This is a genomic window from Streptomyces sp. CA-179760 (genome assembly GCF_050937045.1).
Lineage (GTDB): Bacteria > Actinomycetota > Actinomycetes > Streptomycetales > Streptomycetaceae > Streptomyces.
Window position 1 is genome coordinate 4,546,400 of sequence record NZ_JBNJLZ010000001.1, and the last position, 14,743, is coordinate 4,561,142.

8 protein-coding genes, 2 rRNA genes and 2 pseudogenes are annotated in these 14,743 nt (G+C 67.0%); 9 read left to right on the top strand and 3 right to left on the bottom strand.

What is annotated here, in order from left to right:
* Positions 1 to 138: 138 nt before the first annotated feature.
* The 5 genes from ACQEV8_RS20445 (at position 139) to ACQEV8_RS20465 (ending at position 6,832) form a co-directional block, all read left to right on the top strand.
* Entirely contained in the window at positions 139 to 972 is an 834-nt protein-coding gene (locus ACQEV8_RS20445; RefSeq protein WP_432962255.1) for a hypothetical protein, read from the top strand.
* The gene (locus tag ACQEV8_RS20450; protein ID WP_432962257.1) at positions 962 to 2,299 is read left to right on the top strand and encodes a hypothetical protein; all 1,338 of its coding nucleotides are present in this window, start codon (positions 962 to 964) and stop codon (positions 2,297 to 2,299) included. The genes ACQEV8_RS20445 and ACQEV8_RS20450 overlap by 11 nt, the downstream gene beginning before the upstream one ends.
* A complete protein-coding gene (locus ACQEV8_RS20455) occupies positions 2,296 to 3,852 on the top strand; it encodes an SCO6880 family protein (protein WP_432962259.1) in 1,557 nt (518 codons plus the stop codon). The genes ACQEV8_RS20450 and ACQEV8_RS20455 overlap by 4 nt, the downstream gene beginning before the upstream one ends.
* A gap of 6 nt (positions 3,853 to 3,858) precedes the next feature.
* Entirely contained in the window at positions 3,859 to 5,271 is a 1,413-nt protein-coding gene (locus ACQEV8_RS20460; RefSeq protein ID WP_391114941.1) for an ATP-binding protein, read from the top strand.
* 196 nt (positions 5,272 to 5,467) lie between these two features.
* On the top strand, positions 5,468 to 6,832 hold the full coding sequence (locus tag ACQEV8_RS20465) for a type IV secretory system conjugative DNA transfer family protein (protein ID WP_432962261.1): 1,365 nt from the start codon (positions 5,468 to 5,470) through the stop codon (positions 6,830 to 6,832).
* 7 nt (positions 6,833 to 6,839) lie between these two features.
* Here ACQEV8_RS20465 and ACQEV8_RS20470 read toward each other — a convergent pair whose 3' ends face one another.
* Positions 6,840 to 7,382 (bottom strand): GNAT family N-acetyltransferase, encoded by a 543-nt coding sequence (locus ACQEV8_RS20470; RefSeq protein WP_432962263.1) that lies wholly within the window; start codon positions 7,380 to 7,382, stop codon positions 6,840 to 6,842.
* Positions 7,383 to 7,476: 94 nt separating this feature from the next.
* Here ACQEV8_RS20470 and ACQEV8_RS20475 point away from each other — a divergent pair, with 94 nt between their 5' ends.
* The 4 genes and pseudogenes from ACQEV8_RS20475 (at position 7,477) to ACQEV8_RS20490 (ending at position 11,107) form a co-directional block, all read left to right on the top strand.
* The gene (locus tag ACQEV8_RS20475; RefSeq protein WP_432962265.1) at positions 7,477 to 8,397 is read left to right on the top strand and encodes an ATP-binding cassette domain-containing protein; all 921 of its coding nucleotides are present in this window, start codon (positions 7,477 to 7,479) and stop codon (positions 8,395 to 8,397) included.
* Positions 8,394 to 9,172 (top strand): annotated as a pseudogene (locus ACQEV8_RS20480) (ABC transporter permease). The gene ACQEV8_RS20475 and the pseudogene ACQEV8_RS20480 overlap by 4 nt, the downstream one beginning before the upstream one ends.
* A 23-nt stretch (positions 9,173 to 9,195) precedes the next feature.
* Positions 9,196 to 10,439: pseudogene (locus ACQEV8_RS20485) on the top strand (sensor histidine kinase).
* The gene (locus ACQEV8_RS20490) at positions 10,436 to 11,107 is read left to right on the top strand and encodes a response regulator (RefSeq protein WP_432962267.1); all 672 of its coding nucleotides are present in this window, start codon (positions 10,436 to 10,438) and stop codon (positions 11,105 to 11,107) included. Before ACQEV8_RS20485 ends, ACQEV8_RS20490 begins: the two are co-directional and overlap by 4 nt.
* 62 nt (positions 11,108 to 11,169) lie before the next feature.
* Here ACQEV8_RS20490 and rrf read toward each other — a convergent pair.
* Positions 11,170 to 11,286 (bottom strand): 5S ribosomal RNA (rrf, locus tag ACQEV8_RS20495).
* A gap of 92 nt (positions 11,287 to 11,378) precedes the next feature.
* Positions 11,379 to 14,497, bottom strand: a 23S ribosomal RNA gene (locus ACQEV8_RS20500).
* Between the last annotated feature and the right edge of the window lie 246 nt (positions 14,498 to 14,743).

Sequence of the window (14,743 nt, forward strand, 5' to 3'; positions counted from 1 at the left end):
CTGAGGTTGCGTTTCCCTGATGTCGAGTCACCACACCGCGCCCGCGCGGGAACCAGCACGGCTACCGTCGTACGAGGAGTATGAGAAGTACGACCGGTACCAAGTGTTTCCGCACGACGTCGAGGGGGCGGACGCGGCATGAGTCTCGGTGACGAGCGCGAGGCCTCCGGCGGCTACGGCGGCACGGGCCAGACCCGCACCCGCCTGCCCGACACCGACCCCGACGCCTACGGCACCCCCCGCCGCACCTCCCGCTCCTCGCCCCGCAGACTGGTCACGGTGGTCGGCGTAGTGGTCCTCCTCCTCGCGGCCATCGCCTTCGCCAACCGCGGGGGTGACGACCCCGACAAGACCGACTCGTCGGGCAACAAGCCGGAGACGGCGGCCACGGCGCCCTCGGGGGAGAAGCCGGTGGAGTCGAAGACGGGCGAGATCCCCACGGGCTACCCCCAGAGCGAGCAGGGCGCCCAGTCCGCAGCCACCAACTACGGCATCGCCCTCGGGTCGGCCGACATGTTCGACGCCGCGAAGCGACGCGCGATCGTCAACACCGTGTACCCACCCGACGTCGCAGCCACCCAGGTGCCGGCGTTCGACCAGGTGTACTCGAAGGAGAGCTTCCTCGAGAAGATCGGCCTGACGAAGGACGGCACAGCGCCGAGCGGTCAGACCTTCATCTCGCGCGTCATCCCGGTAGGCACCAAGGTCACAGCCTTCAATCACAGCACCGCCACGGTCGCTCTCTGGTACACCTCCCTCTTCGGCCTGTCGGGCGAGGCCTCCAAGAATCCCGTGACCGAGAGCTGGTACACGACGACCTACGAGTTGAAGTGGGCCGACGGCGACTGGAAGGTCACCGACTCCACCCAGAGCGACGGCCCCGTTCCGGTCGGGCGCGACCAAAGGGCCTCCACCGCAGAAGACATGACCAAGGCTGTCGAGGAGTACGGAGGGTTCACCTATGCCCGCTAGGCACCACGTACTCAAGCTGGCCGCCGCGGTCACTGCGGTGCAGACGGCCGCAGTCCTGCTGGCCACCCGTGCCTTCGCCGCGCCCACTCCCTCCCCGTCACCGAGCAACAATGCCTGCGACCTTCTCAAGGGCGAGGCCAGAGAGATCTGCGAAGGCGACACCGGCAGCAGCGGCGGAGGCGGCGGCGGCGGAACCTCCCGCCTGGACCCCACCTCCACCCTCGACCCCCTCTCCTCCCTGGCCAAGGGCTGCGCCGAAGCCGCTTCCTGGACCGTCGACAAGCTCAGCGACGCCGTGAAGGAGACGGCCAACGTCGACTTCACCAACCCCAAGTTCCTCCAGCAGTACGCCGTCGTCTTCGCCGCCTCGACGATCCTCACGCTCCTGCTCTGGCTCCTGGCCGTGGCCAAGCGAGCCGTCCGCGGCGTGCCCCTCGCCACCGCCATCGGCGAAGCCATCGGCTTCCTCTGGCTGACCGTGCTGGCCTCCGCCTTCACCCCCCTGATCCTCTACACCGTCGTCTCGGCCACGGACGGCATCACCGAGGTCCTCGCGAAAGCCACCGGCGACCAGACCGACGCCTTCTTCGGCACGTTCTCCGAAGCCCTCAAGAAGGGCGAGGACATCGGCGGCGGCCCGATCATGCTGATCGTCGTCTCCCTGGTCAGCATCCTCGCCGCCGGCGTCCTCTGGCTGGAGCTCGTCATCAGGGCGGCGCTCCTCTACGTCGGGGCCCTCCTCGGCACCGTCGTCTACGCCGGCCTCGTCGACAAGAACCTGTGGGGCCACGTCCGCCGCTGGGCAGGCATCATGATCGCGGTGATCCTGATCAAGCCCGTCATCGTCATCGTGCTCGGCCTCGCCGGCGCGCTCTCCGCCGACGACGGCCCGGACGCCTTCTCCGCCGTCGTCTCCGGCCTCGCCATCATCCTGCTCGCCATCTTCGCCAGCGCGATGATCTACCGCTTCGTCCCCGGCTTCGGAGACGAGATCGCCGGCTCCCGCAACAACCGCCTCATGCAGGGCGCCGAAGGCAAGGCAGCAGCCGTGATCAGCTCCCCGGCGACCCTCGTCGCACAGGGCATCAAGACCCACAGCTCCCGCGCGGACAACAAGGGCGGCTCAGGCGGCCAGTCCTCCGCCCCCCGCCCCTCTAACCCCGCCTCCGGCGGAGTCGCCGCGCACAGCTCACGCCCCTCGAACGGCGGCGGCGGATCTGCCCCCTCCGCCGCACCCGCACCCCGTTCGAGCAGCCCCGTCAACACTCCCCACGCCAGCAACACCCGCAACAGCAGCAGCAACCGCACGGGAGGTGAAGGGCGTTGACGACCGAGTCCCACGTGTCCCATCCGGTCACGCCCCGCCGTACATATCTGATCGGCCGCGCCCGGCCGAACGCGATCATCGGCCGCAACCGCGAGTCCGGCGAGATCGCCCTGATCGTCGTGGGCGCGTTCATCGGCATGATGTGCGGACTCCTCGTCCCCGTGCTGTCCCTGCGCATCGTGCTGCTGGCCGGGTTCCCGATGCTGGCGCTGGCCGCGGTGTACGTGCCGTTCAAGCACCGCACGTTCTACAAGTGGTTCGAGATCAACCGCAGCTACAAGCGGACCCTCAAGCAGGGCACCACCTACCGCTCGACCGCCGTCGAGGCCGGCACCCGGCTGGACGGCCGTGAGGTCGAGGTCGGCCCGCCCCCGGGCATCGGCCGCGTCACCTGGCTGGCCGCCCCCTTCGGGCCCGACGAGATCGCCGTACTGCTGCACGCGGACCGCAAGACGGTCACCGCCGCCATCGAGATCGAGGGCCCCGGCGTAGGCCTGCGCGACTCCGAGGACCAAGAGGCCCTGGTCGACCGCTTCGGCACCCTGCTCAAGCACGTGGCCAACGGCGACGGCTTCGTCACTCGCCTGCAGATGCTCGCCCGCACCCTCCCCGCAGACCCGGACGCCCACGCCAAGGACGTCTCCATCCGCGGCGACGAGAAGGCACCGCCGTGGCTGCAGCAGTCGTACGACCAGCTCCAGTCGATGGTGTCGACCAGCAGTGAGCAGCACCGCGCCTACCTCGTCGCCTGCATGCACTACACGCGCGAGCTCGCCGCCGAGGCCAACGCCATGGCCCGCGCCGCCCGCGCCCACGGCGGCAAGGTCGACCGGGACGCCGGACTCGCCGTCGTCATGGCCCGCGAGCTGACCGACATCTGCTCGCGCCTTCAGGAGGCCGACATCCGCGTACGGCAGCCACTCGGTCAGGGACGGCTGTCCTCGCTGGTCCACTCCATGTACGACCCGGACCACCCGATCGACCACATCCAGGCGATGTCGAAGCGCAACGCCTGGCCGGCCGAGCTGGACGCCATGGAGCCCACCTATCTCCAGGCCAAGACCCGGGAGTCCAGCACCCGCGCCCCCTGGTGCCACGCCACCGCCTGGGTGAAGGAGTGGCCGATGACCCCCGTCGGCGTCAACTTCCTCGCCCCGCTCCTCGTCCACACCCCGGACGTCATCCGCACGGTCGCCGTCACGATGGACCTCGAACCCACCGAGGTCGCCATCGAGCGCATGCTCACCGAGAAGACCAACGACGAGGCCGAGGCGTCCCGCGCCGCCAAGATGAACCGCACCGTCGACCCGCGCGACGTCGCCGCGAACTCCCGGCTCGACCAGCGCGGCGAGGACCTCGCCAGCGGCGCGGCCGGCGTCAACCTCGTCGGCTACATCACCGTCTCGTCCCGCACCCCCGACGCCCTCGCCCGCGACAAGCGGACGATACGGGCCTCGGCAGGCAAGTCGTACCTGAAGCTGGAATGGTGCGACCGCGAGCACCACCGCGCCTTCGTGAACACCCTTCCCTTCGCCACCGGCATTCGGAGGTAGGACCTGATGCGGGACCCGCTGTCCGTCCTCACCGACGCCTTCACGTCCTTCCTCTTCGGGAAGGTCGAGACGACCAGGCTCCCGGTGCGCACGTCCACGGGCCAGGCCCAGGCGGTCTACCTGCCGACCGCCGCCCCGGGCCTCGGCGACTCCGGCGTCATCATCGGCCGCGAGGTGTACTCCGGAAAGGGCTACATCTACGACCCGTTCCAGCTCTACGGCCAGCAGCTCCCCGCCCCCCACTGGCTGGTCCTCGGCGAGTCCGGCAACGGCAAGTCGGCGCTGGAGAAGACGTACGTCCTGCGCCAGCTCCGCTTCCGCGACCGCCAGGTCGTCGTCCTCGACGCCCAGGGCGAGGACGGGGTGGGCGAATGGAACCTCATCGCCCAGGAGCTGGGGATAACCCCCATCCGCCTGGACCCGATGGCCGCCCTGGACATGGGAATCCGCCTCAACCCCCTCGACCCCGCGATCACGACGACGGGCCAGCTCGCGTTGCTCCGCACGATCATCGAGGTCGCGATGGGCCACGGCCTGGACGAACGCTCCGGCTTCGCCCTGAAGGTCGCGCACGCCTACGTCAACGAGACCATCGTCGAACGCCAGCCGGTCCTCACCGACATCGTCGAGCAGCTCCGCCACCCCGAGCCGGAGTCCGCGGAAGCGATGAACGTCGCCATAGACGACGTACGGGCCTGGGGCCTGGACGTCGCCCTGGTCCTGGACCGTCTCGTCGACGGTGACCTCCGAGGCATGTTCGACGGCCCGACGACGGTCGGCATCGACCTCGACGCGCCCCTCATCGTCTTCGACCTGTCCCACATCGACCGCAACTCCATCGCCATGCCCATCCTCATGGCGATCGTCGGCGTCTGGCTGGAGCACACCTGGATCCGCCCCGACCGGAAGAAGCGCATCTTCCTGGTCGAGGAGGCCTGGCACATCATCAACAGCCCCTTCGTGGCGCAGCTGTTCCAGCGCCTGCTGAAGTTCGGCCGACGCCTCGGCCTGTCCTTCGTGGCGGTCGTCCACCACCTCTCGGACGTCGTCGACGGCGCGGCGGCGAGAGAGGCGGCGGCCATCCTGAAGATGGCCTCGACCAGGACGATCTACGCCCAGAAAGCGGACGAGGCGCGGGCGACGGGCAGAGTGCTCGGCCTCCCCCGCTGGGCGGTCGAGATCATCCCGACCCTCACCCCCGGCATCGCCGTCTGGGACGTCAACGGCAACGTCCAGGTCGTCAAACACCTGGTCACGGAGACCGAACGCCCGCTGGTCTTCACCGACCGCGCGATGACCGAGTCCTCCGCAGACCTCGCGGACGACGACGCCCTGCGCGCCGCCGAACTGGAGGCGGAGGAACGGGCCGCGGCCTTCGTGGAACACCACCTGGGCGACTCCGAATCGACGGTGGCGTAGAGGGAGAACGCGTGAGACCGGACGACCACCGCACCCAGCGGGACAGCCAGGGAGGCATCCCCGACGGCCTGCTGATCGGCATACTCGCGTTCCTCCTCGGCATGACCCTGCTGGTGTGGACGGCCACCGGCCTCGCCGCACTGTTCGCCCACGGCTCCTGGCCGTCCGGCGTCACCTTCACACACACCCCCTCGCCATGCGCGGCCTCATCGCCCGGCCCCACGACATCCCCGGCGCCTGGCCGAACACACCCCCCGGCGAGCTCTCCGGCTACGGCCTGTTCTGGGGCCTGCTCATCGGCCAGTTGATGATCCTGGTCGTCCTGACGGTCTTCGTGATGGGCACGCTGGCCCGGTGGAGGGCGGTCCGGGCGAGGCGCCGGGAGGAGCGGATCCTGGCGACGGAGGAAGGGCCGGCGCCGACGCAGCACGAAGTGCCGGCACCGGCACCGGAACACGTGGCCACGGCGGTGCGGCACGAGGTACCGACGCCCCGCTCCCAGCCCCTGGAACCGACACCAGGTCCGACGGCGGCTCCCGCCCCCGCCCCCGCCCCGGCCCCGGCCCCGGCCCCGGCCCCGACGGCAACCGTCCCCACGCCCCCTGCTCCCCCGTTCGCAAAGGAACGGCTGGGCGAGTGGGAAAAGATCCTCGTAGCCTCAAGGGAAGCCCGCCACGCCACGGCCGCCCAAGCGATCCGCGACGCGGCAGGCCCAGCCCTCATCGTCACGTCGAACCCCGCCCTCTGGCAGGACACAAAGGACGCCAGAGCCAAGCTGGGCCCCACCCACCTCTACGACCCCACCCACCTCTGCGACACCCCGGCCCGCCTCCACTGGTCCCCCACAGCCGGCTGCGAGGACAAGGCGACGGCGACCGCGAGAGCCACCGCCCTCCTCGCCCCTGTCCGCCCCACCGCCAAACTCGACCAAGCCCTCAGCGACACAGCCGAGACACTCCTGCGGAGCTACCTGCACGCCGCGGCCATCGACGGCCGCACCATCCGCCACGTCCACCGCTGGTCCCAGGGCACCCAGATCCAGGACGCCGTACGCATCCTCCGTACGAACCCCAAGGCGGCCCCCGGCGCGGCAGGCGAACTCGAAGGCGCTCTCACCGCCCACCCCGAACGCCGGGACATGGCCCAGCAGTTGACGACCCGCGCCCTCGCGGCCCTCTCGACGGTCAATATCCGCGAGGCCTGCTCTCCCAACCGAAGTGATGCCCTCGCCTTGGATTCCTTCGTCCACGAAGGGGGCACGCTTTATGTGGTGGGGGAATCCATCGAGGACCCCAGGACTCAGCCGGGCGCGATGCCCCTCCTGACGGCCCTCGTCTCCAGCGTGGTCGAGCGTGGCCGGCACATGGCCGAACGGTCATCGGCCGGTCGCCTCGACCCACCAATGACGCTCGTCCTGGACGACGTCGCGGCCGTGGCTCCGCTTCCCCAGCTGCCGGAGCTGCTGGCCTCCGGAGCGGACCGGGGCATGCCGACCCTGGCCCTGCTCCGGTCCCGCGAACAGGGCCGCTCCCGCTGGCCGCACGACGAGCTACCTGTCTAGGGCCCCGTCACTCCCGCTCGAGCACGAACTCCAACTCCCGCTCCCCCGCGTCCCCCAACGGCACGGTCACCCCACTCGGCAGGAACCCCGCCCGGCGATAGAACCGCTGCGCCCGCCCGTTCTCCTCGTGCACGATGAGCCGCACCCGCTCAAGGCCCTGCGCCCACGACCACTCCAGGGCCGCGTCGAACAGCACCTCGGTCAGCCCGCTCCCGCGCTCCTCGGGCCGTACGAACACAGCGACGACATGCCCCTGCTTCCGCTCCACCTCGAACCCGGCCCAGTCCGTCGTCCCGGGCTCCTCCACCAGCACGGTCAGCGTCCCCACCCACCGCCCGTCCGGCCCCTCGGCGATGATCTGCTGCACCGCGTCCGCCCCTTCGGCGGCCCGCGCCGTCCGCTCCTGCCAGAAGGAGTCCGGCTTGGCCACGGCCTCCTCGTGCGTCTCCAGGAAGGCGAGGTGCGCCACCGGGTCCCGCAGCGCCGCGAGCCGCAGCTCCTTCGCCGCGGGCCACTCATCAGCACGGACGGACCGGATCACATAGCTCATGCGGGCCACGGTAGTACCCGGGTACGACACCCCTCACCCCGATTACCGCCGCCGGTCCGACGCCCGCAGCCCCCGCACACGCCAGCATCGAAGCATGCTGACCGCACACGAACTGACCAAGCGCTACGGCGCCCGGACGGTCGTTACGGACCTGTCCTTCACCGTCCGCCCCGGCACCGTCACCGGCTTCCTCGGCCCGAACGGCGCCGGCAAGTCCACGACCATGCGGATGCTCCTCGGCCTCGACGCCCCCACCCGCGGCCACGCCACCGTGGGCGGACGCCCCTACGCCGCCCACCCCGCGCCCCTGACCGAGGTCGGCACCCTGCTGGAGGCCCGCTCGGTCCACCCCGGCCGCACCGCCTACCACCACCTGCGCGCCCTCGCCCACACCCACGCCATCCCCCGCGCACGTGTCGACCAGGTCCTCGCCCTCACCGGCCTCACGGACGTCGCCCACCGCCGCGTCAAGGGCTTCTCCCTCGGCATGGGCCAACGCCTCGGCATCGCCGCCGCCCTCCTCGGCGACCCGGCCACCGTCGTCCTCGACGAACCGGTCAACGGCCTCGACCCCGAGGGCGTCCTGTGGATCCGCACCCTCCTCAAGTCCCTCGCCGCCGAGGGCCGCACGGTCTTCGTCTCCTCCCACCTGATGAGCGAGATGGCCCTCACGGCCGAACACCTGGTCATCATCGGCCGCGGCCGCCTCCTCGCCGACACCACGGTCACCGACTTCGTACGCGAGTCCGGCGCGGGCACCACCAAGGTCGTCACCCCGGAGGCCGCCACCCTCGCAGACCTCCTCACCGCCCCCGGCATCGACATCACCACCGACACCCCCGGCAGCCTCCACATCCGCGGCACGGACGCCGAAACCATCGGCCGCACGGCAGCGGCCCACGGCATCCCCCTCTACGAACTGACCCCGAGCACCGCTTCCCTGGAAGAGGCCTTCATGGACCTCACCCGCGACGCGGTCGAGTACACGGCGACCCTGGAAGGAGCGGCAGCATGACCACGACGGCCCTCCCCTACCGCGTGACCCCGGCCCGCGTCCTGCGCTCCGAGTGGCACAAGCTCTGGACCCTGCGCTCCACCTGGATCACCCTCATCGCTACCAGCGCCCTCACGGCCGCCATGGGCGCGGGCCTGGGCGCCGCCTACGACGGCACCGGCGAAGGCGAGATGGACACGGTCCTCTTCGTCCTCCTCGGCACCCAGTTCGCCCAGATCAACCTCGGCGTGCTGGGCATCCTGGCCACCGCCGGCGAGTACTCCACGGGCCAGATCCGCGCCACGATGACCGCAGTACCCCGCCGCCTGCCCGTGCTCTACTCCAAGGCCGCGGTCCTGGCCGCGGTGGCGTTCCCCCTCACCCTGGCGACGAACCTCCTCACCTTCCCCTCGCCCAGTCCTTCCTCTCCGGCACCGACCAGTCCGCCGCCCTCGGCGACCCGGGCGTCCTGCGCGCCCTTACCGGCAACGCGGCCGGCCTCACCCTGCTCGCCGTCCTCGCCCTCGGCATCGGCGCCCTGCTCCGCTCGGTCCCGATGGCCATCGGCGCCTTCATCGGCCTCGTCATGATCCTCCCGGAGATCCTGGCGATGCTTCCGTACGACTTCGTCGACGACGTCGTCCGCCACTTCCCCGGCAAGGCCCTGGAAGCCCTCACCACCGCCCAGCCCATGCCCGGCGCGACCTCCCCGACCTCGGCCCTGCTGGCCATGCTCCTGTGGACGGCGGCGACCCTCGCGACAGCGGCCATAGTCCTGCGCCACCGAGACGTCTGACACGCGGCATCGGAGCCTTCACGATGGACCCCGTGACGGAAGACAGGGCGCCGGAGCCCCTCACCGACTACGCCCACCGCATCACCCGCAAGGTGCGCGCCTTCGACCAACGCCACCCGCTGCTGTGGGACCTGCACTTCACCGGCTTCTGGGTGACAGCGGCCCTGATCGACTACGGCGGCGGAGGCTGGCGCCACAACGCGCACAACCTGGACGTCCCCGGCTGGCTCCTGCTCACTCTGAGCCTCGGCCTCTCGGCCCCCCTGCTCCGGCGCCGCACCCACCCCGGCACCGTCCTGGCAGCGACGGTGCCCTTCGCCCTCGTCAACGCATGGACCGGCGCCGCACTCCAAGCAGCCCTGCTCCAGCTGGCCGTGATCTACCACATCGCCCTGCGCCGTACCCTGCGCGACCTGTGGTGGGCCACGGCCCTGGTGATGGCCCCGGTCCTCGTATCGGTCGTCCGCCACGGCGAGGGCAGCTGGGACCAGCAGATCGGCTCCCAGCTGATGTCCATCACCGTGGCCGCCCTCATCGGCATCACGGTCCGCACCCGCCGCAACTACACCGAGGCCCTGGAAGACCGCGCCCACCGTCTGGAGACCGAACGCGACCAGCAGGCTCAACTCGCCACAGCCGCCGAACGCGCCCGCATCGCCCGCGAGATGCACGACATCATCGGCCACAACCTGTCGGTCATCACGGGCCTTGCCGACGGCGGCAGATACGCGGCCGCCAAGTCCCCCGAACGCGCTTCCCAGGCCCTCGACGCCATCGCCACCACCAGCCGCCAAGCCCTGACCGAACTCCGCCGCCTCCTCGACGTCCTACGAGAGGAGGAGAAGAACCAGGCAGAACTGACACCCCAACCCGGCCTCACCGACCTCGACCAACTCCTCGACGGCGTACGCTCCGCAGGCCTCCCCGTCCGCACCACCACCCACGGCACCCCCACACTCCCCCGGGCCGCCAGCTCACGGTCTACCGCGTCATCCAGGAAGCCCTCACCAACACCCTCAAACACGCCGGCCCCGGCGCCACCGCGGAAATAGAGCTGTCCTACGAGGAGAAGGCAGCCGTCACCGTCGACATATCGGACACAGGCGACGGCCGCAGGACGGACGACCCTCCCCGAGCCGGTCGTGGCCTACCCGGAATGCGTGAGCGAACCGCCCTGTACGACGGCACACTTGAGGCCGGCCCCCGCCCCCACCCTGAACAGGGATGGCGCGTCCGTCTCCATCTCCCGGAGGAAACCCCGCAGTGACCACGGTCCTCATCGCCGACGACCAGCCCCTTCAGCGCTTCGGCTCCCGCATGCTCCTGGAGAGCCAGGACGACATGACGGTCGTCGGCGAGGCCGCGAACGGCAGCGAAGCGGTCCGCATGACAGCGGAGCTCCACCCCGACGTCGTCCTCATGGACATCCGCATGCCCGGCCTGGACGGCATCGAGGCGACCCGCCGCATCGCCGCCGCCGGCGACCGCACCCGCATCCTGATCGTCACCACCTTCGACCTGGACGAATACGCCTACGCCGGCCTCCGTGCCGGCGCCTCCGGCTTCCTGGTCAAGGACGCCCAGCCCGAGGAACTCCTCTCCGGCATCCGCGCGGTGGCCACCGGCGACGCCGTCGTCGCCCCCAGCCTGACCCGCCGCCTCCTGGACGCCTACGTCCACCACCTGCCGACCGATCCCTCGGCCGACGACATGACACAGGAGGACTCGCGTCTCGCCGCCCTCACCGACCGGGAACGGGAAATCCTCACGGTCATCGGCAAGGGCTGGACGAACACGGAGATAGCCACCCGCCTCCACCTGGCCGAGTCCACGGTGAAAACCCACGTGGGCCGCATCCTCGCGAAAACGAGCTCCCGAGACCGCATCCAGGCGGTCATCCTGGCGTACGACACGAAGCTGGTGGAGCCGTCGTAAAACAAGGCCTGAAACGCAGAAAACCCCCGTATCCGAAGATACGGGGGTTTCCTATAAAAATTGTTCGGCGGCGTCCTACTCTCCCACAGGGTCCCCCCTGCAGTACCATCGGCGCTGAAAGGCTTAGCTTCCGGGTTCGGAATGTAACCGGGCGTTTCCCTAACGCTAAAACCACCGAAACACTATGAAACTGTTGAACTGCCGCACCACACCATCACCTGGCATGGGGCTGTTCGTGGTTTCAGAACCAACACAGTGGACGCGAGCAACTGAGGACAAGCCCTCGGCCTATTAGTACCGGTCAACTCCACACGTTACCGTGCTTCCATATCCGGCCTATCAACCCAGTCGTCTACTGGGAGCCTTACCCTCTCAAGGAGGTGGGAATACTCATCTCGAAGCAGGCTTCCCGCTTAGATGCTTTCAGCGGTTATCCCTCCCGAACGTAGCCAACCAGCCATGCCCTTGGCAGAACAACTGGCACACCAGAGGTTCGTCCGTCCCGGTCCTCTCGTACTAGGGACAGCCCTTCTCAATATTCCTACGCGCACAGCGGATAGGGACCGAACTGTCTCACGACGTTCTAAACCCAGCTCGCGTACCGCTTTAATGGGCGAACAGCCCAACCCTTGGGACCGACTCCAGCCCCAGGATGCGACGAGCCGACATCGAGGTGCCAAACCATCCCGTCGATATGGACTCTTGGGGAAGATCAGCCTGTTATCCCCGGGGTACCTTTTATCCGTTGAGCGACGGCGCTTCCACAAGCCACCGCCGGATCACTAGTCCCGACTTTCGTCCCTGCTCGACCCGTCGGTCTCACAGTCAAGCTCCCTTGTGCACTTACACTCAACACCTGATTGCCAACCAGGCTGAGGGAACCTTTGGGCGCCTCCGTTACTCTTTAGGAGGCAACCGCCCCAGTTAAACTACCCATCAGACACTGTCCCTGATCCGGATCACGGACCCAGGTTAGACATCCAGCACGACCAGACTGGTATTTCAACGACGACTCCACCCACACTGGCGTGCGAGTTTCAAAGTCTCCCAGCTATCCTACACAAGCCGAACCGAACACCAATATCAAACTGTAGTAAAGGTCCCGGGGTCTTTCCGTCCTGCTGCGCGAAACGAGCATCTTTACTCGTAGTGCAATTTCACCGGGCCTATGGTTGAGACAGTCGAGAAGTCGTTACGCCATTCGTGCAGGTCGGAACTTACCCGACAAGGAATTTCGCTACCTTAGGATGGTTATAGTTACCACCGCCGTTTACTGGCGCTTAAGTTCTCAGCTTCGCCAAGACGAATCTTGACTAACCGGTCCCCTTAACGTTCCAGCACCGGGCAGGCGTCAGTCCGTATACATCGCCTTACGGCTTCGCACGGACCTGTGTTTTTAGTAAACAGTCGCTTCTCGCTGGTCTCTGCGGCCACCCCCAGCTCACCGAGTAAATCGGATCACCGGATGTGGCCCCCTTCTCCCGAAGTTACGGGGCATTTTGCCGAGTTCCTTAACCATAGTTCACCCGAACGCCTCGGTATTCTCTACCTGACCACCTGAGTCGGTTTAGGGTACGGGCCGCCATGAAACTCGCTAGAGGCTTTTCTCGACAGCATAGGATCATCCACTTCACCACAATCGGCTCGGCATCAGGTCTCAGCCACAAGTGATCCGGATTTACCTAGACCACGGCCTACACCCTTACCCCGGGACAACCACCGCCCGGGATGGACTACCTTCCTGCGTCACCCCATCACTCACCTACTAACCGCTTGGTTCGGCGGCTCCACCACTTTCCTTTCCCCGAAGGGTCCGGAACGGCTTCACGGCCTTAGCATCACGATGCTCGATGTTTGACGCTTCACAGCGGGTACCGGAATATCAACCGGTTATCCATCGACTACGCCTGTCGGCCTCGCCTTAGGTCCCGACTTACCCTGGGCAGATCAGCTTGACCCAGGAACCCTTAGTCAATCGGCGCACACGTTTCTCACGTGTGAATCGCTACTCATGCCTGCATTCTCACTCGTCAACCGTCCACAACTCGCTTACGCGGCTGCTTCACCCGGCAGACGACGCTCCCCTACCCATCACGATCCCCGTTGGGGGTATCTATCGCAATGACACGACTTCGGCGGTACGCTTGAGCCCCGCTACATTGTCGGCGCGGAATCACTAGACCAGTGAGCTATTACGCACTCTTTCAAGGGTGGCTGCTTCTAAGCCAACCTCCTGGTTGTCTCTGCGACTCCACATCCTTTCCCACTTAGCGTACGCTTAGGGGCCTTAGTCGATGCTCTGGGCTGTTTCCCTCTCGACCATGGAGCTTATCCCCCACAGTCTCACTGCCGCGCTCTCACTTACCGGCATTCGGAGTTTGGCTAAGGTCAGTAACCCGGTAGGGCCCATCGCCTATCCAGTGCTCTACCTCCGGCAAGAAACACACGACGCTGCACCTAAATGCATTTCGGGGAGAACCAGCTATCACGGAGTTTGATTGGCCTTTCACCCCTAACCACAGGTCATCCCCCAGGTTTTCAACCCTGGTGGGTTCGGTCCTCCACGAAGTCTTACCTCCGCTTCAACCTGCCCATGGCTAGATCACTCCGCTTCGGGTCTTGAGCGTGCTACTGAAACGCCCTGTTCGGACTCGCTTTCGCTACGGCTTCCCCACCCGGGTTAACCTCGCAACACACCGCAAACTCGCAGGCTCATTCTTCAAAAGGCACGCAGTCACGAGATGGAAGCAAGCTTCCATCCGACGCTCCCACGGCTTGTAGGCACACGGTTTCAGGTACTATTTCACTCCGCTCCCGCGGTACTTTTCACCATTCCCTCACGGTACTATCCGCTATCGGTCACCAGGGAATATTTAGGCTTAGCGGGTGGTCCCGCCAGATTCACACGGGATTTCTCGGGCCCCGTGCTACTTGGGTGTCTCTCAAACGAGCCGTTGACGTTTCGACTACGGGGGTCTTACCCTCTACGCCGGACCTTTCGCATGTCCTTCGCCTACATCAACGGTTTCTGACTCGTCTCACGGCCGGCAGACCGTAAAAGAGAGATCCCACAACCCCGTATACGCAACCCCTGCCGGGTCTCACACGCATACGGTTTGGCCTCATCCGGTTTCGCTCGCCACTACTCCCGGAATCACGGTTGTTTTCTCTTCCTGCGGGTACTGAGATGTTTCACTTCCCCGCGTTCCCTCCACTTGCCCTATGTGTTCAGGCAAGGGTGACAGCCCATGACGACTGCCGGGTTTCCCCATTCGGAAACCCCCGGATCAAAGCCTGGTTGACGACTCCCCGGGGACTATCGTGGCCTCCCACGTCCTTCATCGGTTCCTGGTGCCAAGGCATCCACCGTGCGCCCTTAAAAACTTGGCCACAGATGCTCGCGTCCACTGTGCAGTTCTCAAACAACGACCAGCCACCCATCACCCCACCCTTACCAGGTGAGTGCACTGGGGCCGGCGACTGAGGAAAAATTCGTTCCCTCAGACACCCAACAGCGTGCCCGACACACTCCCCGCTCCCCTCAACGTTCCACACTCAGAAGAGCAGTACTAGAAGGAGAAGACGATCAAGTGTGCCGAATAGTCAACGTTCCACCCATGAGCAACCAGCATCAGA